Origin of the sequence: Mannheimia varigena, assembly GCF_013377235.1 — a bacterium.
Classification (GTDB): Bacteria; Pseudomonadota; Gammaproteobacteria; order Enterobacterales; family Pasteurellaceae; genus Mannheimia; species Mannheimia varigena.
In genome coordinates this window covers 703,208-725,279 of record NZ_CP016226.1, presented here as the reverse complement: position 1 = coordinate 725,279, position 22,072 = coordinate 703,208, and the positions used below count along the sequence as shown (strand labels likewise).

Here is a 22,072-nt window from a genome sequence, read left to right as displayed (position 1 = left end):
TTTTTGTAAATTACCGATTTTCAAACCAACTTTCTAAAATTAAACAAGCGGAAATGGAATCCACTTTATCCTTTTTTAATGCTTTGTAGCCACCACGAGAAAAAATTTCTGCTTTTGCTTCGACAGTAGTTAAACGTTCATCCTGTAACTCAACAGGCAAATTAAAACGCCCGTTTAAGCGGTTGGCAAATTTTCTGGCTCTTTGGGTTAAAGGTTGTTCTGTTCCGTCCATATTTAATGGCAAGCCGACAACTAAAATATCGGGCTTCCATTCTTGCAACAGTTTACCAATTTCTTCCCATTTTGGAATACCGTCTCGGGCTTTAAATGAGCTCAAGCCTTGGGCTGTGCCGGTAATACTTTGGCCAACAGCACAACCAATGCTATTTGTGCCGAAATCGAAGGCAATAACGGTTTCGGACATTAAGCTCTCCCCGCTCTGGCTGGTATACCTGAGAGCCCCATCATTTCATAGGCTTCTGGCCAGCGATCTAAATAGCCGGTTTCAAACAATGTTTTTTCATTTGCTTCAGACACGATCCAATAATTTTGTGCAATTTCTTGCTCTAGTTGGTTGGTTTGCCACGTGGAACAACCTAAACAAACAATAAATTTTTCCGGCGATTGGGGCGTGCCGAAAGAGTCTAACACGTCGCCTGAAGTTGTGAGTGTAATTTTATCAGTGATCGGATAAGTGTGGATAAAATCATTTTCTGTTTTGGTGTGAATAATAAAGCCTCTATCTTGATTAACCGGCCCGCCACTTAATACCATTTGATCTTTGTTATAATTACGCTGGTTTGCCATTTGGAAATCCATACGGGTAAGCAGTTCAAGCACAGAAAGATCGGTTGGTGTGTTAATTACAACGCCCATCGCCCCTTGCTGGTTATGCTCACAAATATAGATAACGGTACGCTCAAAATAATCATCGTCCATTTCTGGGGTGGCAATTAAAAATTTGCCTTGTAAATTTTCTAGCATTAAATATCTCCAAAACAAACTTGTAGAGCAGTAATGGCGGCAAGTGAGGCAGTTTCTGTGCGTAAAACCCGTTTGCCTAACAATACTTCGGTAAAACCTTCGCTTTCTGTCATCGCAATTTCTTCTGATGATAAGCCGCCTTCTGAGCCAATTAATAAGCGTACGCCTGCGTTCGGTACATTTGGCAGTTCCCGAATGGTATATTTGGCTCTTGGATGCAGATTAAGTTTTAGCATTTCATCTTGCTCTTTGCACCAATCGGTGAGCTTCATAATCGGGCGAATTTCAGGAATTTCATTTCGTCCGCATTGCTCGCACGCAGCAATCGCAATTTTTTGCCATTGTTGTAGTTTTTTATCTTGTCGTTCATCATTGAGCTTTACGCCACAACGTTCCGACCAAAGTGGAGTAATAATTTTTACACCCAACTCCACTGATTTTTGAATGGTAAACTCCATTCTATCACCTCTGGAAATCACTTGCCCTAAGTGAATTGGCAAGTTGGACTCTCTATTATCTAATTCACTTGAATGAATTTTTGCAATAATTTGACGTTTCTCGACCGCTTGTAACGTGGCGTGAAAAATATGGTTAGAGCCATCAAACAAAATAATTTGCTCTCCTTCTTTCATTCGTAGCACACGGCCAACGTGGTTGAATGCATCCTCACTTAAAATACAGCTTTGCTGATTAGCTAATGGCTCTGGATGGTAAATTCTTGGGATTCTCATTTTATCTCTATTTAAAATACATCAAAGGCAGACTTATGTCTGCCTTATGGTAAGGGGAAATTGTTTAACAGTAAATTGAATTTATGCTATTTTCACGCAACATTACAAAATAGAAAACAACAAGCGGTTAAATTCCTTCAATTTTTTGCAAAAAACTGAATAAACTTAACCGCTTGTAAAATGAATTCAATTAATTATTTGAATTGATGAATTGCGGCTGCAATTTCGTTATCGTTATAAATTGATTTCACAACATCAGAATAGGCTTGGTCTAATACTTTCTTGATTTCATCATTACTTGCTCCAAATGCACCTTCATATCCGCGAGTTGCATTGAAGTTTTTGCTAAAGTTACCTTTTGAACCTTGAACTGTAACTTCAACTCCCACTTGTGCATCCGCTTTATAGCGTAAATTACCTTGTTCAACTGTTGCGAAGAATTTACGAATATTCACAGTAACGTTTGCATTTGCTGCACCTTGCACAATTTGGAAGCCTTTTGCGTTAAGGTCTTGTTGTACTGCCTGTTGGAACATTGCAGCTACTTCAGGTACTGCTGTTAAACGAATTACTTCGCCATTTTTAGTGTAACTTGCAATTTCACGAGAAGTACGCAAGTCTTGTGTCATTACATTTACTGCTGCTGTTTGATTATTTGTATTAAATACAGCAGTTGGTGTAGGTGTTGCAAAAGTTAAGGTGTTTGATTGACTTTGGCAACCTGCTAATAGAGCTGCTGCAAATGTGGTTGCTAAAACTAAGGTTTTTGTAGATAGTTTCATAGTTGTTAAATCCTTCTTGTTTAAAGAAATTTTGAGATAATTTCATTCTAGTATAGTATTATTTTGTTTAGGTTTTCAATCAAAGAGAGTAAAAATGTTAGTAGAACAATCTATTATTGCGAAAATTAATGCAGAATTTTCACCTATTGTTTTCAATATAGAGAATGAAAGCTATATGCATAGTTCAGGCAGAGGAGCAGAATCTCATTTTAAGCTGATTTTAGTATCTGATAAATTTGAAGGAAAAAGAGCTGTAGCTCGCCATCAAGCTGTGTATGCTTGTTTAGCAGACGAATTAGAAAAAGGTGTTCACGCATTAGCGTTGCATTTATATACGCAAGGAGAATGGGAAGAAATTGGTGGGGTAGTAGTAAAATCTCCGAATTGCTTGGGCGTAGGGCAGTAACTGCTTAAAAAGTGATTTAATTCATTTTGTGAAGAAAATACTTGAAAGAAAAGAGAAAAATTGCTATATTTATGTTGTCTTTTTATTGATTCGGTGAGATGTCCGAGTGGTTGAAGGAGCACGCCTGGAAAGCGTGTATACGGGAAACTGTATCGGGGGTTCGAATCCCCCTCTCACCGCCATTCAATTAGAAAGATTTCTTACTGTTTTCATAGATATTTCCTTGGTTAAGTAAAAGTAGAAATACTTTTTCATTTTTAGGTTATCCCCAAACATTTTTGTTTGGGGATTTTTTATTGCTTTTTGTACAAATAAAAAAGAGATTCTATGAATCTCTTTTAGGGAATTATTGCACTTTATTTAATTTGTAGTTATTGCTGCTCTTTATTGTATTACCATTTGGGTCACAAAGTTCAACGTGTTGTTCAGAAACGTGGAAAGCAAGGTTACCAGAGGCTTTTTCTAAGCGGATAACGTTTGATTTATTTGGTTCCCAAGTATATGTACCTTTGTCGCGAAATGCATGCTCTTTCTTGTCTTTAAAATAGATCGTGTCGTATTGATAGGTTCTATCCGCATTTAGCGTAAGTTGAGCTTCAATTTTCTCACAGTCTGCACAAGGTAATACGCCTGTATAAGTGCCACTTACGTTCTTCTGTGGTAATAATGAACAGGCCCCCAATATTGCGGTAAACCCAATTACTGCGATTTTTTTCATACATTTTCCTCTTTCAAATTAAATCATTTTAGACTAGGAGTTACTCTAAATTCCAGTTGAGTAATTTCAGGTAAATCAGCTTGTATTTGTTGTAACAGAGTAACTTGCTGTAATAGTAAACCTTGCCTTACGGTTGCATTTTTTACATTAATGATAAGTTGATTATTAACTAAATTTGCTACACGGTAAAGCCCGCGATAAGGTTCTGGCAAGATTTTCTGTATTTTTTGGTTCAACTCATTAATGAAATTTGCTCTTTCGACAATTCGAGTTAATGTTGAGTTCTGTAAAATATCATTAATCTTTTTAGGTGCTGAATTTTTCATCTATTATTTACTTTATCTCAATTTTTATACTTGATTTTACGTTACTTGACCCAATTATTTGATAATTCTGATGGAATTTAGCGTATAATCATATAAATTTTCAGTTATATTAACTTAATGAGCTTATTTTTTAAACACTTTCATAAAACGCCTTTTTGGTCGCAACTTTTTTTCGGAATGGTTGCGATGCTTGCGTTACCTGAAATTCAGGCGGTTAATCCAAATGAAAGTGAGCAAGAAGCAGTTATCAATCAATCTTTTCTTCAGTATGTTCAAGCTACGAATGAGCTAGAGCAGCAATCACTTTTTATCGCAGAATTGAACTACGATATTGTGGAAATTAAACCACAAGCGGTCAATTTTTGCGAATTTTTTACCAAATCTTACCGCTTGGATAAACAAAATATTTATCCAATTCGAGCAGGACCTCACGCCTAACTATAAATTTCATTTTAAAATCAATTAATTAACAATATTTATATTTAGGAAAATACAATGATTTCAAAACTACTTACCTCTATTTTTGGTTCAAGCAATGATCGTACGCTAAAACGCTTAAGAAAGCGTGTGGCACAAATTAATAAACTTGAACCGACATTTGAACAGCTATCTGACGAAGAATTAAAAGCCAAAACGGCTGAATTTAGACTCCGTTTAGCGGATGGGGCAACTTTAGACAGTTTATTGCCTGAAGCCTTTGCAACGGTTCGAGAAGCGAGTAAACGTGTACTAGGTATGCGCCCGTTTGATGTACAGCTCATTGGCGGTATGGTTTTAACAGGGCGTAATATTGCCGAAATGCGTACCGGTGAAGGGAAAACCTTAACGGCGACACTGCCGTGCTACCTCAATGCCTTAACCGGCAAGGGCGTACACGTTGTGACTGTGAATGATTACTTAGCTCGCCGTGATGCGGAAACTAACCGCCCATTATTTGAGTTTTTAGGTTTAACCGTTGGCGTGAATATTCCGGGCTTACCGCCGGAAGTGAAACGTGCGGCATACCAAGCAGACATTACTTATTCCACCAACAGCGAATTAGGTTTTGATTACCTACGTGATAATTTGGCTCATGACAAAAACGAACGTTTCCAACGTGAATTGCACTATGCGTTAGTGGATGAAGTGGATTCGATCTTAATTGACGAAGCTCGTACGCCGCTTATTATTTCAGGGCCCGCGGAAGATGCCACACAAATTTATCAAGCGGTGGATCAGATCATTCCACACTTAATCGTACAAGATAAAGAAGACACCGAAGAGTACACCGGCGAGGGCGATTTCACCCTTGATCTGAAAAACAAACAGGCTCACTTAACTGAGCGTGGTATGGTGAAAGTGGAAGAATTCCTCACCCAAATGGGCTTGATGGAAGAGGGCGAAAGTTTGTATCACCCGGCTCGTATTTCGCTATTACACCACGTGAGTGCGGCGTTAAGAGCTCACAAATTATTTGAACGTAATGTGGACTACATCGTAAAAGATGGCGAAGTGGTGATCATTGACGAACACACCGGCCGTACAATGGCTGGTCGCCGTTGGTCTGACGGCTTACACCAAGCGATTGAAGCGAAAGAGCGTGTGAATATTCAAGGCGAAAACCAAACTGTTGCTTCAATTACCTACCAAAACTATTTCCGTCTATACGAAAAATTGGCAGGTATGACCGGTACGGCAGACACCGAAGCCTTTGAGTTCCAACAAATTTACGGCTTAAATACGGTGGTTGTGCCAACCAACCGCCCGGTTATTCGTGATGACCGCACTGATTTAATGTTCAAAAGCGAAGCGGAAAAATTTGCGGCGATTATCACCGAAATCAAAGATTGTATCGAACGCAAGCAGCCTGTTTTAGTCGGTACGGCCTCGGTGGAAAAATCGGAATTGTTGTCGGAAGAATTAACCAAAGCAGGCATTCCTCACAATGTATTGAATGCGAAATTCCACGCCCAAGAAGCGGAAATCGTGGCTGAAGCCGGGGCTCCGGGAGCAGTGACCATTGCAACCAATATGGCTGGTCGTGGTACGGATATCGTGCTTGGCGGTAACTGGAAAATGGAAATTGCTAAGTTAGAAAATCCGACCGAAGAGCAAATCGAGGACATCAAATCAGCGTGGAAAGAGCGTTATGAAACGGTAATGAAGGCCGGTGGCTTACACATTATCGGCACGGAACGTCACGAATCACGCCGTATCGACAACCAGTTGCGTGGTCGTTCAGGGCGTCAAGGTGACCCGGGTTCATCACGTTTCTACTTATCGTTAGATGACTCGTTGATGCGAATTTACCTCAATGAAGGTAAATTGAATATGATGCGCAAAGCGTTTACTGAAGAAGGCGAAGCGATGGAATCTAAACTATTAACCAAAGTAATTGCATCGGCACAAGCAAAAGTAGAAGCTCATAACTTTGACGGTCGTAAAAACCTTTTACAATATGACGATGTGGCGAACGAGCAGCGTAAAGTGATTTATGAACAACGTAACCATTTATTAGACACAGACGATATTTCTTCAATGATTGAAACTATTCGCCAAGATGTATTTGATAGCACTATCAGCGAATATATTCCACCTCAATCAATTGAAGAAATGTGGGATGTACCGGGCTTGGAAGAGCGTTTACGCCGAGAGTTTGGCTTAGACTTACCAATTTCTCACTGGTTAGAAACCGAAAAAGATCTACACGAAGAAACCTTACGTGAGCGTATTCTCAATATTGCTATTCAAGAATATAAAGCCAAAGAAGAGAAAGTTAGCCCAGAAGTAATGCGTAACTTTGAAAAAGGTGTAATGTTACAAAATCTTGATGAGTTATGGAAAGAGCATCTCTCTTCAATGGACTACCTCCGTAAAGGTATTCACTTGCGTGGTTATGCTCAAAAAGATCCGAAACAAGAGTACAAAAAAGAGTCTTTTGCCATGTTCACCAATATGCTTAACACCTTGAAATTAAATGTGATCAGCATTTTAAGCCGCATTCAAGTGCGTAGCCAAGAAGAGGTGGAGGAAGCTCAACGCTTACAAGCAGAAATGGAAGCTAAAGCAGCAGAACAAATCCAGACCAATGAAGATGAACATCAGCAGTCTAGTGTAGAAAGCTTAAACGATGAAGAATTAGCAAACTTAAGCATTGGTCGCAATGACCCTTGTCCTTGTGGTTCAGGCAAAAAATATAAACATTGTCACGGCAATAAAGCGAAATACGCATAATGATACAAGCGGTTATTTTTAGACAGAAATTTGCAAATTATCGTCTAAATTTGACCGCTTGAATTTAGATAAACAAGGAAAACTATGTCAAAACCGATTATTCAAGTATCAGCTGGCATTATCCGCAATGAATTTGGACAAATTTATTTAACCCAACGCTTAGAAGGGCAAGACTTTGCTCAATCTTTAGAATTTCCGGGCGGTAAGGTTGATGCTAATGAAACCCCTGAAGAAGCTCTTAAACGTGAGTTGGAAGAAGAAATCGGCATTCAAGTGTTAAGCGCTTTTCCGTATGAAAGTTTCAGCTTTGAATATCCAAACAAGATTATTGAGTTTTTCTTCTACTTGGTGGAAGAATGGATAAATGAACCTTTTGGGCGAGAAGGGCAAGAGGGATTTTGGATCGCTCAATCTGATTTAGATGAAGGGGCTTTTCCACCAGCAAATGCAGAATTAATTCAACGCTTAAAAGCAGAAACAGAAAACTAAGAATAGCAGTAGTTTAATCTGCTATTCTTTCTTTTAAAGAAATAATCTTTTTTCATAACGGTCATTTATTCCTTATCTTTATTTGGATAGAATGAAAACTCTTTAACCAAAATTTAACAAACCTAAATTTGATAACGAGGAGTTTTTATGAAAAAAATTGTTATGTTAGCCGCAGCTATTGCTGCTGTATCTGCCAATGCAGCAACTTATAAAATTGACCCATACCACGCAAATGCAAGATTTAGCATTGACCACTTTGGCACAAGTAGCAACGTGGGTGGTTTTTACAATTTAACAGGCGAATTACAGCTTGATGTAGAAAAAGGTACTGGCTCAATAGATGTAACTATTCCGGTAAGCAGCTTACAAGCAAGTAGTGAAGATTTTACTAAGCATTTAAAATCAGCTGATTTATTCCACGCAGAAAAATTTCCTGAAATGCGTTTTGTTTCAACAAAATTCTATTTTGCAGATAAAAAAGTAACCAAAGTTGAAGGCAATTTAACCCTATTAGGTCAAACTCATCCGGTAACTTTAAAAGCAACTAAATTCAATTGTTATGACAGCCCAATGCTAAAAGCTGAAGTATGCGGCGGCGATTTTGTAACTACTATTGATAGAAGCCAATGGGGTATGAATTACCTTGTTGATGTCGGTATGACAAAAGACGTTGAAATTGCGATTCAAATTGAAGCTGCGAAGCAGTAACTCTTAGGCAAATCCGCACTTATGTGCGGATTTTTTATGGTTTTTGCCACCTTTTTTTGATTAAAATTAAATCATCAAGCGGTTAAATTTGTAAAAAATTTTGCAAATTTAACTACTTGCTCTTGAAAGTCTGAAATCAGCCTTTATATTATTAAATATCACGCTTTTTGCGTAGAATTATCAATCATTAATTTATAAGAGGAATAGAATATGGCACTTCGTCCATTACACGATAAAGTTATTTTAAAACGTGAAGAAGTTGAAACAAAATCAGCAGGTGGTATTGTTTTAACAGGTTCGGCAGCAACAAAGTCAACTCGTGGCAAAGTTATTGCAGTGGGTACAGGCCGAATTTTAGAAAATGGTTCAGTTCAACCTTTAGCGGTTAAAGTAGGCGATGTGGTTATCTTCAATGAAGGCTACGGTGTTAAAACTGAAAAAATTGATGGCGAAGAAGTATTAATTTTAGCTGAACACGATATTTTAGCGATTGTAGAATAATTATGATGGTGCAAGCGTCCACGCTTGTACCTAATTTTGTTTTAAAGCACAAGCGTGGACGCTTGCGCTATCAATAAATGAGGAATAAAAAATGGCAGCAAAAGACGTTAAATTTGGTAATGATGCACGTGTAAAAATGTTAAAAGGCGTGAATGTTTTAGCCGATGCAGTAAAAGTGACTTTAGGCCCGAAAGGTCGTAACGTGGTGTTAGATCGTGCTTACGGTGCACCAACGATTACTAAAGATGGGGTTTCGGTTGCTCGTGAAATCGAATTAGAAGATAAATTTGAAAATATGGGTGCTCAAATGGTGAAAGAGGTTGCCTCTAAAGCCAATGATGCCGCCGGTGACGGTACAACTACCGCAACCGTGCTTGCTCAAGCGATTGTAAACGAAGGATTGAAAGCGGTTGCCGCCGGTATGAACCCAATGGATTTAAAACGTGGTATCGATAAAGCGGTTGCTGCGGTAGTTGAAGAGTTAAAAGTGATTTCAAAACCGTGCGAAACCTCAAAAGAGATCGAACAAGTGGGAACAATTTCTGCAAACTCAGATTCAACTGTCGGTCAATTAATTGCTCAAGCAATGGAAAAAGTGGGCAAAGAGGGTGTGATTACCGTTGAAGACGGTACAGGTTTAGAAGATGCGTTAGATGTGGTTGAAGGTATGCAGTTCGACCGTGGTTACTTATCGCCATACTTCATTAATAAGCCAGAGGCGGGTACGGTTGAGCTAGAAAATCCATATATTCTTTTAGTAGATAAAAAAGTGTCTAACATTCGTGAATTATTACCTGTGTTAGAAGGCGTAGCGAAAGCGGGTAAACCGTTATTAATTATCGCTGAAGATATTGAAGGCGAGGCGTTAGCGACTTTAGTGGTGAATACTATGCGTGGTATCGTGAAAGTGGCGGCGGTAAAAGCGCCGGGCTTTGGCGATCGCCGTAAAGCGATGTTACAAGATATTGCGATCTTAACCGCAGGTACTGTGATTTCGGAAGAGATCGGTATGGAGCTTGAAAAAGCGACTTTAGAAGAGTTAGGTCAAGCTAAACGCGTGGTAATTACTAAAGATAGCACGACAATTATTGATGGTATTGGTGACGAGGCTCAAATTAAAGGCCGTGTAGCACAAATTCGTCAGCAAATTGAAGATTCAACCTCAGATTACGATAAAGAGAAACTGCAAGAGCGTGTTGCAAAACTTGCTGGTGGTGTTGCCGTGATTAAAGTCGGTGCAGCAACAGAAGTAGCGATGAAAGAGAAGAAAGATCGTGTTGATGATGCTCTTCACGCAACCCGTGCAGCGGTGGAAGAAGGTATCGTTCCAGGAGGTGGTGTTGCATTAGTGCGTGCAGCAAGCAAAGTAGCAGCAACCTTAAAAGGCGATAATGAGGAACAAAATGTGGGTATCAAACTTGCCCTTCGTGCGATGGAAGCACCTTTACGCCAAATCGTAGCAAATGCCGGTGAAGAGTCTTCAGTGGTTGCTCGTAACGTGAAAGATGGTTCGGGTAACTATGGTTATAATGCAGGTACAGAGCAGTATGGCGATATGTTAGAAATGGGTATTTTAGATCCAACTAAAGTAACCCGTTCAGCATTACAATTTGCGGCATCTATCGCAGGTTTAATGATCACGACAGAATGTATGATTACAGACCTTCCAAAAGATGAAAAATTAGATCCTGCCGCAATGGGCGGTATGGGTGGAATGGGCGGAATGATGTAATCGCTCATCTAAATAAACAAAAGCTACTGGAGCAATTCAGTAGCTTTTGTTTTACTATCAATAGCAAGCGGTACTTTTTTAAAAAAATTTTGCAATAAAAAACCAAGCTAAGAATAGCTTGGTTTTTTTATTATTGATGTTTTTGCCTTAGGTTATTTAATGCGGTTAAACCTTTCTCACAACTTTTTTGTTGTAGGGCAGTATCCATTTTGAGGAGTTGTTGTTTTGTTGAAGAAAGTTTATTCTTCATTTTAGCCAATTGAGTATGAGTACCGGGCTGTCTTTCTGCATCAGAAACTAACTTATTCGCCGTACTAAACATTTTTTCACATTCAGTGGGTAATGCTTTACTTAAAGTAGGTTTTGCAACTGTCAGTGATGAGGTTTTAACACTTGCAAAGGTTGCTGTTGAAGCAAAAACCGTGAAAAGTGTAATTCCTAGAATTCTTTTTAGCATGCGTTCTCCACACATTAAGTGTTAATACAATAAATGTTTTCTATCTATTTGATAAGACGTCTGGATACTATCAAAAGTTATATAAAAAGTCATCAAAAAGTGCGATCTTTTTCGATAAAAAGTGAGATCGGGTAGGGATTTAGCTAAATAGTGAGATATTTGTTACATCTTTGTTAAAGATAACCCTATGGGTAGGTAGGGGATATAACATTTATTATATAAATAACGTAATTTTGTGACGAATATAACAAAATTACTATTTTTTAATTAGTTATTTACAGGTAGAATAGCCACCGACACTTTATTATAAATTTAACCAATTCGGGTTATTATTAAAATTGAGTGATAATTAGTGGGTGATTACTTTTAGTAATCTATTGTTAAATTAGTATATTAATATAAGAGGTTTGAGATGTTAGACGTAGTTGAACTCTCACGTTTGCAGTTTGCATTAACTGCACTCTACCACTTCTTATTCGTACCACTTACATTAGGTCTTTCATTCGTACTTGTTGTGATGGAAACTATTTATGTAACGACGGGTAAAGAAGTCTATAAAGATATGACTAAATTCTGGGGTAAGTTATTTGGTATTAACTTTGCTCTAGGGGTAACAACTGGTATTACAATGGAATTCCAGTTTGGTATGAACTGGTCATATTATTCTCATTATGTAGGTGATATTTTTGGTGCTCCATTAGCTATTGAAGGGTTAATGGCATTCTTCTTAGAATCTACATTTGTGGGATTGTTCTTCTTTGGTTGGGATCGTTTGTCAAAAGCTAAACACTTGCTATCTACTTACTGTGTAGCATTTGGTTCTAACTTATCAGCATTATGGATTTTAGTTGCAAATGGTTGGATGCAAAATCCAGTTGCTTCAGAGTTCAACTTTGAAACAATGCGTATGGAGCTTTCGAGTTTCTCCGAGCTACTTTTAAATCCAGTAACACAATCTAAATTCTTACATACTGTAACAGCAGGTTATGTGTGTGGTTCTATCTTTGTATTAGGTATTAGCTCATACTATATCTTAAAAGGTCGTGATTTAGGTTTTGCTAAACGTTCATTCTCTGTCGCATCTAGCTTTGGTTTATTATCTATTATTGCGGTATTAATTATGGGTGATGAATCAGGTTACGAAATTGGCAAAGCTCAACCAACAAAATTAGCCGCAATGGAAGGTGAATTTGAAACTCACCCTGCTCCAGCGGCGTGGAATGCATTTGTAATTCCAAATACTGCAGAAATGAAAAATGAAATGGCAATTTCTATTCCTTATGCAGCAGGTATTATTGCAACTCGTTCTTTAGATACTGAAATCAAAGGTTTGAAAGATATCCGTGTAGTTAACGAACAACGTGTTCGTACGGGTATTGTTGCTTATGGGTTATTAGAAAAATTACGTTCTGGTAACTATACAGAAGCGGATAAAGAAGCATTTAAAGCAGTACAAAAAGATTTGGGCTTTGGTCTATTGTTAAAACAATATACAGACAATGTTGTTGATGCAACAGAAGAGCAAATTCAGAAAGCTGCGGATAATACTATTCCGAATGTGGGACCTACATTCTGGGCATTCCGCGCAATGATGATCTCAGGTCTCATCATGTTATTACTAATTATTGCAGCATTCGCTCAAAATGTACGTGGCCGTGTTAGCAATAGCAGTTTCTTATTGAAAACCTTATTATGGGGTATTCCACTGCCATGGATCGCAATTGAATCTGGTTGGTTCCTGGCTGAATATGGTCGTCAACCATGGGCTATTTATGAAATGTTACCAGTTGGAGTGGCAAACTCAGCATTAACAACAGGTGACTTGTGGTTCACAATCGGCTTGTTATGCGGTTTATACTCGTTATTCTTAATTGTAGAGATGTATTTAATGTTCAAATATGGTCGTCTTGGCCCAAGCGCATTAAAAACAGGTCGCTACTACTTTGAACAATCAACTAAATAATAGGAGTGAAAAATGATCGATTATGAAATTCTCCGCTTTATTTGGTGGAGCTTAATTGTAGTATTATTAGTCGGCTTTGCGATTACTGATGGTTTTACTATGGGCGTATTAAACCTTTTACACGTAATTGGTAAAAGTAATGTAGAGCGCCGTATTATGATCAATACTGTAGCTCCTCACTGGGATGGTAACCAAGTATGGTTATTAACCGCAGGAGGTGCATTATTTGCAGCGTGGCCAACAGTATATGCAACTTCATTCTCAGGTTTCTATATTGCGATGGTCTTAGTGCTTGCAGCACTATTCTTTCGCCCAGTAGGCTTTGAATATCGTGCAAAAATTGATAACCCTAAATGGCGTAATGCTTGGGACTATGGTTTACTAATTGGCGGTTTTGTTCCATCATTAGTATTTGGTGTTGCTTTTGGTAATCTATTACAAGGTGTGCCATTTGAATTTAACAACATCAATCAGTCATTATATACTGGCACATTCTTTGGCTTATTGAATCCATTTGCATTGTTGTGTGGTATCATTAGTTTAATGATGCTAACTACACAAGGGGCAACTTGGTTACAAATGAAAACTACTGAAGAACTTCATAATAACTCAAGAAAAATTGCTCAAGTTACTGCTTCTGTCGTATTAGTTGCATTCATTCTTGCGGGTGTGTGGCTATATTTTAAAGATGGCTTTGTAATTACAAGTGAGTTAGATCATAATGCTCAGTCTATCTTTACAGCTAAAACTGTTGTAGTAGAAACTGGAGCATGGTTTAAAAACTTCTATGAAATGCCTGTATTATGGGTTGTACCTGCATTAGTCGTAATTGGCTCACTAATGACTATTGCTGCATCGAAAGCAAATCGTTCTGGTTTAGCATTCTTCTCATCATCAGTGATGATTATTGGTGTGATTACAACAGCAGCAGTTTCTATGTTCCCGTTTGTTATGCCATCAATTACTCATCCGAATATGAGTTTAACAATGTGGGATTCAACAGCTAGCCATACAACTTTAACAGTAATGTTAGTTGTAGCATGTATCTTCGTACCAACAGTACTAGGTTATACTATTTGGTCATATATCAAAATGTATGGTCGTTTAGATGCTAGTTATTTAGAAGAAAATAAATCAGCTTACTAATAGGAGAGTTCATTATGTTTTATGTAACTTGGATTTTAGGTGTGATGCTGGCAATTTTCTTTGCAACCGTTATTACTATCAGCATCGAGAAAACAGGTAAGTTTGACGAGTAATGATAAATGCTCTTTATAACTTCACAGCAAAGGGCTTGTTAAAAGCCCTTTCTTTTATTTTAGCAACATCGCTTTGTGCAATGATTTTGCTAAATTCTGCTGAATTTGCCTCACAATTTGGGGGTAAAACACCATATTTAGTGATCGTAATCTTTTATGGTATGGCAATTTTATGGATTCATGGTATTGGATTTGAAATTAGATCAACCTTATGGAAAGCGATTTTTCTTCCACTGTTAGGCTATGCTATTGTTATTCCAACACTATTTATTTTTTTGATGAAATAGAGGCATTTTTATGCCTCTTTTTTATTTTTAATAGTTAAAGAATATTTTTGTGATTTATAGAAAAATATGCTTGCATAAAGATGACTCTAACTCTAGAATATCACCCAATTTGCGCCTAAATTTTGGGCGTTTTTTTCGTTTTGAATGAGAGAAATACTGCCTATGGACTTCCCAATTCGAGTTTATTATGAAGATACAGATGCAGGAGGAGTGGTATATCATTCTAACTATCTTAAGTTTTTTGAACGCGCAAGAACTGAGTTCCTAAGACAGTATAACTTCTCTCAACAGGAACTTTTTGCTCAATCTATTGCCTTTGTAGTAAAGAAGATTGAAATTGAGTATAAATTTCCTGCTCGTTTAGATGATTTATTAAATGTAGAAACAACAATCTCAGCATTTAAAAAAGCAACTATCCTATTTCAGCAAAATTTATGGAAAGATGGTGGTTGTTTGAGTAGCGCAACTGTCACAGTTGCTTGTGTTGATCTCGTTAAAATGAAGCCAATTGCAATTCCTGATGATATTCGTCAAGCATTACAAACAAATAAATTTTCTATTTAAAAACTATTCGGAGTTTTATTGATGCAAACTGAATTTAGCCTTCTATCGTTATTTTTAGAAGCAAGTATTGTTGTAAAGATCGTTATGTTGATTCTTGTTGTGTTCTCAATTTTATCTTGGGCGGTTATTATCCAGCGTAGTAAGGTATTAGCAAAAGCGAGAAAAGACTCATTGACGTTTGAAGATCGTTTCTGGTCTGGAGAAGATTTAAACCGTTTACATCAAGGTTTAGAAAACCGTCGTGATGCTTTAACAGGCTCAGAACAAATTTTCTATGTTGGATTTAAAGAATTTAACCGCTTACAGCAAGCAAATCCTGATGCACCTGAATCTATCATTCAAGGTTCAACTCGTGCAATGAATTTAGCATTAAATCGTGAAATGGAAAGTCTTGAAAATTATATCCCATTCTTAGGTACAGTAGGTTCAATTAGCCCATATATCGGCTTATTTGGTACAGTATGGGGAATTATGCACTCATTTATGGGGTTAAGTGCGGTTAAACAAGCTACTCTACAATCTGTAGCACCTGGTATTGCAGAAGCATTGATTGCGACTGCGATTGGTCTATTTGCGGCAATTCCGGCTGTTATGGCATATAACCGTTTAAACTTACGTTTAGGTAAAGTAGAACAAGGTTATGTGAATTTCATTGATGAATTTACGACCTTATTACATCGTCAAGCCTTTTCAAAAAGATAAGCATCAAGCGGCCTCTTTTTGATAAAAATTTGCAAAATTTAGTAAAAAATTGACCGCTTGTAAAGTAATAATGCGTAGCTAAAAGTGTTACGTTATATAAAATTAATGATAGATGCAAAAGCATCTTAAAAGAGGGAAATATGTCGATTCGTCGTGTAAAACGTAATGACATTAAATCGGAAATTAATATTGTTCCATTCCTAGACGTATTGTTAGTACTATTGCTTATTTTTATGGCAACAGCACCTATTATCAGTCAAAGTGTGGAAGTTAATTTACCTGAAGATACACACAGTCAATCTGTATCAAATGAAGATAAAACGCCTGTTATTTTAGAAGTGGCGGGTGTAGGTGCATATAAATTAAAAATTGATGGTAACTATGTGCAAAGTAATGGGCAAGATAATATTTCTGAATCAGAAGTGATCGCTTATGCCGGAGAACAATTTCAAAAAGATAATAATACATTATTTTTAGTTGCCGGTGATAAAGTTGTACCTTATGAAGAAATTATGAAAGGTATCACATTACTTAAAGATGCAGGTGTTAAATCAGTGGGTTTAATGACTGAAGGTAAATAATCAGCAAGGATAACGTGTGAAATCTCAACAAGATAGACTAGAGCTTGCAGTTATTATTTCGATCTTATTACATATATTATTGATTGGATTATTATTGCTTGGGTCTCTTTTCACCAAAACGGAATTAGCGACAGCCGGTGGCAGTGGTGGCGATAGCGATAGTTTTGAAGCAGTAATGGTTGATACCGGGCAGGTTGCTGCCGAATACGGTCAACTTATGGCAGAAAAAAAAGGAACTAAAAAGCCAAAAGTAGAGCCTAAAGAAGAACCGAAAGAAGAGCTAACCGAAGAGCCTGTAGAGGATAAACCAACTCCAGAGGAAATCCAAAAACAGCAGCAAGCTGAGTTAGCTGCGATTCAAGAAAAGCAACGGCAACAAGAAATTGAGCGTCAAGAAAGAATTGAAGAGCAGAGAAAGCAAGAGCAAGCTAAACAAGAAGAGCTGAAAAAACAGCAAGCGGAAGAGGCTACTCGTAAAAAGGCAGCTGAAGCAGCGAAGCTAAAAGCGGATGCAGAAGCAAAACGCTTAGAGGCAGCAGCAAAACAAGCTGAAGAAGAGAAAAAAGCGAAGGAAGCTCAGAAAAAACTGGAACAACAGAAAAAAGTTGAAGCAGAGAAGAAGTTACAAGAGCAGAAAGAACTGAAAGAAAAACAGGCTAAAGAAGCGAAAGAGAAAGCTGAGAAAGAGGCTAAGGCAAAGGCTGAAAAAGAAGCGAAAGAGAAAGCGGAAAAAGAGGCTAAAGCGAAAGCGGATAAAGAAGCGAAAGAAAAGGCAGAAAAAGAAGCTAAAGCAAAAGCTGAAAAAGCAGCTAAAGAAAAAGCGGCAAAAGAGGCTAAAGCAAAAGCGGCTGCGGAAGCAAAAGCAGCCCAAGCTAAGAATAACCAGGCATTAGATGACTTCTTAAGTGGAGGCGATATTGGTGGTGGTTCGAGCAAAGGTGGAAATAAAGATTCATCCGGCTCGCAAGGTTCAGGTGGAACAAAAGGCTTAGGGCAAGGGGCTAATGTGGATGGCAATGCTTATGGTCAACGAATTAAGAAATTGATTCAGTCTAAATATCGTGTTGATCCAAGTTTTGCAGGCAAACAATGCGATGTTAAGATTTTCTTAAGTCGAGATGGTACAATCACTAACTATCAAGTTGTGAGTGGCGATAAAGCAGTATGTGATGCAGCAGTAAGTGCAATTGTGGCAACCCGAAAAGTGCCGCCTGCACCATCAGATGCAGTCTATAATATGTTTAAATCACCAACCCTTGATTTTAGTTTAAAAGTTAAATAGTTTTTAGAGGACTAAATATGAAATTATTCTCTCGTCTATCGAGTGTAATAGGTCTTTTTTCTGCAGTGATGGCAACCTCTGCCATTGCAGATTCAGATGTGCGAATTTCCATTGATGAAGGTGTGAGTATGGCTCAACCGATAGCGGTTGTTCCGTTTAAATCAACTGGTGTGCCTGCTGACGTTGCACAAATCATTTCTGACGATTTGCGAAATAGTGGCAAATTTACACCGCTTGAGCGTTCACAAATGCCGGCTCAACCAGGTTCGGCAGGTGAAGTGGTCGCAGATCAATGGAGTGCAATTGGTATTGATAACATCGTAGTTGGGCAAGTCAGTCCCGCTGGTGGTGGTTACAATGTCGCTTATCAATTAATTGATACATTAGGTACTTCTGGGGCTGCGGGAGGCGTGGTTGCTCAAGGTTCATTTATTGTGCCAGCCGCTCAAATTCGTCAAGGAGCCCATACTGTAAGTGACCAAGTGTTTGAAAAATTAACTCAAATTCGTGGTGCATTTAGAACAAAAATCGCTTATGTAGTGCAACGTGGCGTATCATCATATGAATTACGTGTATCGGACTATGATGGTTTTAATGCATTTACTGTTACCACAAGTAAAGAGCCATTAATGTCTCCTGAGTGGTCTCCAGATGGTAGCAAATTAGCGTATGTTACCTTTGAAAACAAAAAAGCACAGGTTGTTGTGCACGATATTCGTTCAGGTTCTCGCCGCGTAGTGGCTGCTTTACAAGGGCATAATGGTGCACCGGCATTCTCACCAGACGGTTCTCGTATTGCATTTGCTTCTAACCAAGATGGTGAGTTGAATATTTACGTTGTAGGTAGTGGCGGTGGAACACCGAGTAAATTAACCTCAAATGCAGGTAATAATACCGAGCCGAGCTGGTCTCCAGATGGAAGTACAATTTACTTTACATCTGACCGTGCTGGTGCTCCGCAAGTTTACAGAATGAGTTCATCAGGTGGTGGTGCGAGCCCAATGGGAGGTCGTGGTAGCTATAATGCTAAAGTATCATCTGATGGTAAGAATCTAATCATGATTGCTGGAGATAGAGTTGTGAAACGTGATCTCGCTTCAGGTGGCACGGAAGTATTGAGTTCAACTTTCTTAGACGAAAGTCCAAGTATTTCTCCAAATGGCATTATGGTTATTTATAGCTCTACCAAAGGTACGAGTAAAGTGCTACAATTGGTATCCGCAGATGGGCGTTTCAAAGCTAATTTGCCGGGAGCAGGTGGACATTATAAATTCCCTGCATGGTCACCATACTTAACTAAATAATAATATTTCTCTAATTAGGAGCAACAAATGAAAAAATTTGCTAAAGTTTTAATGGTAGCAGTACCAGCTTTCGCATTAGCAGCATGTAGCAGCTCGTCAGATGACAAAGCAGCTAACGCATCAGCTAACGCAGCAGCAAATGCAGCAGGCGAATTCGGTGGTTTAACAGCTGACCAATTAAAAGCACAATACAACACAGTATACTTCGGCTTTGACAGCTATGCAGTTGAAGGTGAGTACCGTCAATTATTAGACGCTCACGCTCAATTATTAGGTCAAACTCAAGGTAATGTAACTATCGCAGGTCATGCTGATGAGCGTGGTACTCCAGAGTACAACATCGCATTAGGTCAACGCCGTGCAGATGCGGTTAAAAGCTACTTATCAGCTAAAGGTGCTAACAACACTTCAACTGTTTCTTACGGTGAAGAGAAACCAGCTGTGTTAGGTCACACTGAAGCTGACTACGCGAAAAACCGTCGTGCAGTATTAGAATACTAATTCTTAGTTAATTCTAAAATGAAGCCCTGAAAAATCAGGGCTTTCTTTTTATGAAGTCTCTATTATGAATTTTTGGAATGCCCTATCTCCTCTTTTTAAAGCCATATTTTGTGTGCTTTTATCGGCATTAAGTTTTGCTGCTATGGCAGTATTCCTTCGCTTATCCGGCAATTTACCTGTTGCAGAAAAAGCCATTTTTCGTAATGCTATTACCGCATTAATAAGCGGCTATATTATTTGGAAAAATCGCCAATTATTCTTTGGCCATAAAGAAAATAGGTTATTGTTACTTTACCGTTCAGTTACAGGGCTGATTGGCATTTTGGTTGGTGTTTATATCATAGATCATCTTGTATTAAGTGATGTAGATATGATTGGCAAGCTGACCTCTTTTATTTTGATTATTCTTTCCGCTATCTTTCTGAAAGAAAAAGCCTCTATAGCACAATGGATCTTATGTATTGTTGCCTTTATTGGTGCACTTTTTATTATTAAACCTGCTTTTGATATTCGATTTATCCCTTATTTAATTGGTATTATTGGCTCTGTTTTTGCAGCGATTGCCTACTTATGTTTGAGATTGCTCTCAAAAACAGAAAAAGTAGAATCGCCAAATACCATTGTTTTCTTTTTTTCTGCATTCTCTACCTTGATATTATTACCTTTCGTCGCCATTGATTATGTACCACTAACTTCTATGCAATTAGTGTACTTAATTCTAGCGGGTATCACTTCAGCAATAGGGCAGTTTTGTGTCACTACTGCGTATAAATACGCTGCTGCTAAAGATATCTCAATCTATAGCTACGCATCAGTAATCTTTAGTGCGGTTTTAGGAGTCCTGCTTTTTGAGCAATACCCTGATGCGTGGAGCTGGCTAGGTTATGTCATTATTTTTATAGCAAGTTGGTTTATGTTTGTTTTAACGAAAAAGCAAGCAAAGTGAAATCATTAATCTTCGCTATAAATTTTGTTAGAATAGCACCATTCAGTTTACGAAAAGGATAAAAAATGCAATTTATTGGAAAAATAATTGGCTTTATTTTAGGTTACCAAATCTTTCACGGCTTATTTGGGGGGCTATTAGGGGCATTTATTGGGCACTTGGCAGATAAAAAACTCTATGCCTTAGGCACAGTACGCTCAAGTACGTTTGGTAAAAATCTTACTCGCCAATCGCTTTTCACTCAAACTACCTTTGCCGTCTTAGGGCATATTGCGAAAGCGAAAGGTCGTGTAACCGAAGCTGATATTGAATTAGCCCGTGCATTAATGGTTCGCCTAAAATTAGATGGTGCAGCTCAACAATTGGCTCAAGAGGCTTTCACTTTAGGTAAAGAGCCTAATTTCCCATTGCGTCAAGTTATTCAAGAGTTTCGTGAAGCCTGTGGTGCAAGAACCGATTTACTGCGTTTCTTTGTTGAAGTGCAAATGCAAGCCGCATTACAAGATGGCGAGCTAGATGCAAAGGAGCAACAAATTCTTTTTACCATCGCTGAAACAATGGGAATGTCTCGTTTCCAATTTGAGCAAATGATCGCGATGATTATGGCGGCTCAACAATTCCGCACCGGTGGTTATTACCAACAAGGTGGAAGCTATCATCAGCAATCGCAAGGTGACTACAGTTCTCAAGGTGGTGGATATGGTTATCAACAGCCGGCAAGACCAAGCATTGAGGCAGCTTACACCGTATTAGGTGTAACAGCACAAGACGATCAAAACACAGTTAAACGGGCTTATCGCAAGCTAATGAATGAACATCACCCCGATAAATTAGCAGCAAAAGGCTTGCCTGATGAAATGATGGAGCTGGCAAAAGAGAAAGCTCAGCAAATTCAATCTGCCTATGATTTAATCTGTAAAGTAAAAGGGTGGAAATAATGGATTCACGTTCGCATATCATTCCGCTGTTCTTAGCTATAGTTATTACCGTTATTGCCGTTTGGTCTGGTTTTAATCCAACAGATAGAGCGGTATGGTATGCGGAAGTTGCTCCTATTTTTGTAGTATTCGGCTTGCTGATTATCACTTATCCGAAATTTCAGTTTAGCGGCTTGGCGTATTTTCTAATGTCGCTTTGGTTGATTATGCATTTAATCGGGGCGAAATATACCTTCGCCAATGTGCCGTTTGATTGGGCGAACCAATTTCTCACGCCGATTTTAGGAGAAGATCGTAACCATTTTGACCGTGTGGCACACTACATTATCGGTTTTTATAGCTTTCCAATGGCAGAATGGTTACTGCGTAAGCGTAGATGTACCTTTGGTGTTGCTCTCTTTTTCTCGCTATTTTTTATTATGTCTGTGGCGGCAGCCTATGAAATTATTGAGTGGCAATATGCCGTAATTGAAGGTGGCAATGCAGGCATTGAATTTTTAGGCTCACAGGGCGATATTTGGGATGCTCAAAAAGATATGTTAGCAGATACGTTAGGAGCAATTACCGCTCTGATCATTTATGTGATTGCTCGTCCTGACTTGCGTATTCACGATAGACATTTTTAATTTTTAAGCGGTTGAATTTACACATTTTTTTGTAAAATTTTTATAAAATTCAACCGCTTGTCATTTTTACTT

The 22,072-nt window shown here is 38.3% G+C and carries 27 protein-coding genes and 1 tRNA gene; 21 read left to right on the top strand and 7 right to left on the bottom strand.

Annotated features, from left to right (window positions below):
- Nucleotides 1–10 precede the first annotated feature (10 nt).
- From ruvX to A6B40_RS03235, 4 genes are all read right to left on the bottom strand, one after another.
- Complete coding sequence (gene ruvX / locus A6B40_RS03250) at nt 11–424, bottom strand: Holliday junction resolvase RuvX (RefSeq protein WP_176671545.1); 414 nt, start codon at nt 422–424, stop codon at nt 11–13.
- Nucleotides 424–984, bottom strand: a complete 561-nt coding sequence (locus A6B40_RS03245; protein ID WP_176671544.1) for a YqgE/AlgH family protein — start codon at nt 982–984, stop codon at nt 424–426. The genes ruvX and A6B40_RS03245 overlap by 1 nt, the downstream gene beginning before the upstream one ends.
- Nucleotides 984–1,715, bottom strand: coding sequence for a 16S rRNA (uracil(1498)-N(3))-methyltransferase (gene rsmE / locus A6B40_RS03240; RefSeq protein WP_025247975.1), 732 nt, complete (start codon nt 1,713–1,715; stop codon nt 984–986). The genes A6B40_RS03245 and rsmE overlap by 1 nt, the downstream gene beginning before the upstream one ends.
- Nucleotides 1,716–1,909: 194 nt before the next feature.
- Nucleotides 1,910–2,497, bottom strand: coding sequence for a YajG family lipoprotein (locus tag A6B40_RS03235; RefSeq protein ID WP_025217700.1), 588 nt, complete (start codon nt 2,495–2,497; stop codon nt 1,910–1,912).
- Between the two features lie 94 nt (nt 2,498–2,591).
- Between A6B40_RS03235 and A6B40_RS03230 the strand changes: the two genes are divergently transcribed.
- Entirely contained in the window at nt 2,592–2,903 is a 312-nt protein-coding gene (locus A6B40_RS03230; RefSeq protein WP_025342384.1) for a BolA family protein, read from the top strand.
- Between the two features lie 92 nt (nt 2,904–2,995).
- Nucleotides 2,996–3,085: transfer RNA gene (locus A6B40_RS03225), tRNA-Ser, on the top strand.
- Nucleotides 3,086–3,249: 164 nt separating this feature from the next.
- Here the strand turns inward: A6B40_RS03225 and A6B40_RS03220 are convergent.
- Together A6B40_RS03220 and A6B40_RS03215 are read right to left on the bottom strand one after the other, a co-directional pair.
- On the bottom strand, nt 3,250–3,621 hold the full coding sequence (locus A6B40_RS03220; protein WP_025217698.1) for a copper resistance protein NlpE: 372 nt from the start codon (nt 3,619–3,621) through the stop codon (nt 3,250–3,252).
- A gap of 23 nt (nt 3,622–3,644) precedes the next feature.
- On the bottom strand, nt 3,645–3,947 hold the full coding sequence (locus A6B40_RS03215) for a DciA family protein (protein WP_025217697.1): 303 nt from the start codon (nt 3,945–3,947) through the stop codon (nt 3,645–3,647).
- A 117-nt stretch (nt 3,948–4,064) separates the two neighbouring features.
- Between A6B40_RS03215 and secM the strand changes: the two genes are divergently transcribed.
- The 6 genes from secM (at nt 4,065) to groL (ending at nt 10,590) form a co-directional block, all read left to right on the top strand.
- On the top strand, nt 4,065–4,385 hold the full coding sequence (secM, locus tag A6B40_RS03210; protein ID WP_176671543.1) for a secA translation cis-regulator SecM: 321 nt from the start codon (nt 4,065–4,067) through the stop codon (nt 4,383–4,385).
- Nucleotides 4,386–4,442: 57 nt separating this feature from the next.
- Nucleotides 4,443–7,160 (top strand): preprotein translocase subunit SecA, encoded by a 2,718-nt coding sequence (gene secA / locus A6B40_RS03205; RefSeq protein WP_176671542.1) that lies wholly within the window; start codon nt 4,443–4,445, stop codon nt 7,158–7,160.
- Nucleotides 7,161–7,244: 84 nt separating this feature from the next.
- Nucleotides 7,245–7,649 carry an 8-oxo-dGTP diphosphatase MutT gene (gene mutT, locus A6B40_RS03200; protein ID WP_176671541.1) on the top strand — a complete coding sequence of 135 codons (405 nt, stop codon included), beginning with the start codon at nt 7,245–7,247 and terminating at the stop codon, nt 7,647–7,649.
- A gap of 147 nt (nt 7,650–7,796) precedes the next feature.
- Entirely contained in the window at nt 7,797–8,357 is a 561-nt protein-coding gene (locus A6B40_RS03195; RefSeq protein WP_176671540.1) for a YceI family protein, read from the top strand.
- A 210-nt stretch (nt 8,358–8,567) separates the two neighbouring features.
- Nucleotides 8,568–8,858 (top strand): co-chaperone GroES, encoded by a 291-nt coding sequence (locus A6B40_RS03190; RefSeq protein WP_025236286.1) that lies wholly within the window; start codon nt 8,568–8,570, stop codon nt 8,856–8,858.
- 91 nt (nt 8,859–8,949) lie between these two features.
- Nucleotides 8,950–10,590, top strand: coding sequence for a chaperonin GroEL (gene groL / locus A6B40_RS03185; protein WP_176671539.1), 1,641 nt, complete (start codon nt 8,950–8,952; stop codon nt 10,588–10,590).
- Between the two features lie 130 nt (nt 10,591–10,720).
- On the opposite strand, the gene A6B40_RS03180 is transcribed toward groL, so the two are convergent.
- Complete coding sequence (locus tag A6B40_RS03180; RefSeq protein WP_176671538.1) at nt 10,721–11,047, bottom strand: DUF5339 domain-containing protein; 327 nt, start codon at nt 11,045–11,047, stop codon at nt 10,721–10,723.
- A gap of 412 nt (nt 11,048–11,459) precedes the next feature.
- Here A6B40_RS03180 and A6B40_RS03175 point away from each other — a divergent pair, with 412 nt between their 5' ends.
- From A6B40_RS03175 to A6B40_RS03115, 13 genes are all read left to right on the top strand, one after another.
- Nucleotides 11,460–13,010, top strand: coding sequence for a cytochrome ubiquinol oxidase subunit I (locus tag A6B40_RS03175; RefSeq protein WP_176671537.1), 1,551 nt, complete (start codon nt 11,460–11,462; stop codon nt 13,008–13,010).
- A 12-nt stretch (nt 13,011–13,022) separates the two neighbouring features.
- The gene (cydB, locus tag A6B40_RS03170) at nt 13,023–14,156 is read left to right on the top strand and encodes a cytochrome d ubiquinol oxidase subunit II (protein ID WP_025217688.1); all 1,134 of its coding nucleotides are present in this window, start codon (nt 13,023–13,025) and stop codon (nt 14,154–14,156) included.
- Nucleotides 14,157–14,170: 14 nt separating this feature from the next.
- Nucleotides 14,171–14,269, top strand: coding sequence for a CydX/CbdX family cytochrome bd oxidase small subunit (locus A6B40_RS03165; protein WP_081732163.1), 99 nt, complete (start codon nt 14,171–14,173; stop codon nt 14,267–14,269).
- Entirely contained in the window at nt 14,269–14,556 is a 288-nt protein-coding gene (ybgE, locus tag A6B40_RS03160) for a cyd operon protein YbgE (RefSeq protein ID WP_025342389.1), read from the top strand. Before A6B40_RS03165 ends, ybgE begins: the two co-directional genes overlap by 1 nt.
- A 162-nt stretch (nt 14,557–14,718) precedes the next feature.
- Nucleotides 14,719–15,120 carry a tol-pal system-associated acyl-CoA thioesterase gene (gene ybgC / locus A6B40_RS03155; protein ID WP_025217686.1) on the top strand — a complete coding sequence of 134 codons (402 nt, stop codon included), beginning with the start codon at nt 14,719–14,721 and terminating at the stop codon, nt 15,118–15,120.
- 21 nt (nt 15,121–15,141) lie between these two features.
- Entirely contained in the window at nt 15,142–15,822 is a 681-nt protein-coding gene (gene tolQ / locus A6B40_RS03150) for a protein TolQ (protein ID WP_025217685.1), read from the top strand.
- A gap of 140 nt (nt 15,823–15,962) precedes the next feature.
- Entirely contained in the window at nt 15,963–16,403 is a 441-nt protein-coding gene (gene tolR / locus A6B40_RS03145) for a colicin uptake protein TolR (protein ID WP_025217684.1), read from the top strand.
- Between the two features lie 16 nt (nt 16,404–16,419).
- On the top strand, nt 16,420–17,685 hold the full coding sequence (gene tolA / locus A6B40_RS03140) for a cell envelope integrity protein TolA (protein WP_025217683.1): 1,266 nt from the start codon (nt 16,420–16,422) through the stop codon (nt 17,683–17,685).
- Between the two features lie 17 nt (nt 17,686–17,702).
- Nucleotides 17,703–18,989 (top strand): Tol-Pal system beta propeller repeat protein TolB, encoded by a 1,287-nt coding sequence (gene tolB / locus A6B40_RS03135; protein ID WP_025247968.1) that lies wholly within the window; start codon nt 17,703–17,705, stop codon nt 18,987–18,989.
- 27 nt (nt 18,990–19,016) lie between these two features.
- Entirely contained in the window at nt 19,017–19,490 is a 474-nt protein-coding gene (locus A6B40_RS03130; RefSeq protein WP_025217681.1) for an OmpA family protein, read from the top strand.
- Nucleotides 19,491–19,551: 61 nt separating this feature from the next.
- Nucleotides 19,552–20,436, top strand: a complete 885-nt coding sequence (locus A6B40_RS03125; protein ID WP_025342392.1) for a DMT family transporter — start codon at nt 19,552–19,554, stop codon at nt 20,434–20,436.
- 65 nt (nt 20,437–20,501) lie between these two features.
- Entirely contained in the window at nt 20,502–21,374 is an 873-nt protein-coding gene (gene djlA, locus A6B40_RS03120; RefSeq protein ID WP_176671536.1) for a co-chaperone DjlA, read from the top strand.
- The gene (locus A6B40_RS03115; RefSeq protein ID WP_176671535.1) at nt 21,374–22,000 is read left to right on the top strand and encodes a DUF2238 domain-containing protein; all 627 of its coding nucleotides are present in this window, start codon (nt 21,374–21,376) and stop codon (nt 21,998–22,000) included. Before djlA ends, A6B40_RS03115 begins: the two co-directional genes overlap by 1 nt.
- Nucleotides 22,001–22,072 lie beyond the last annotated feature (72 nt).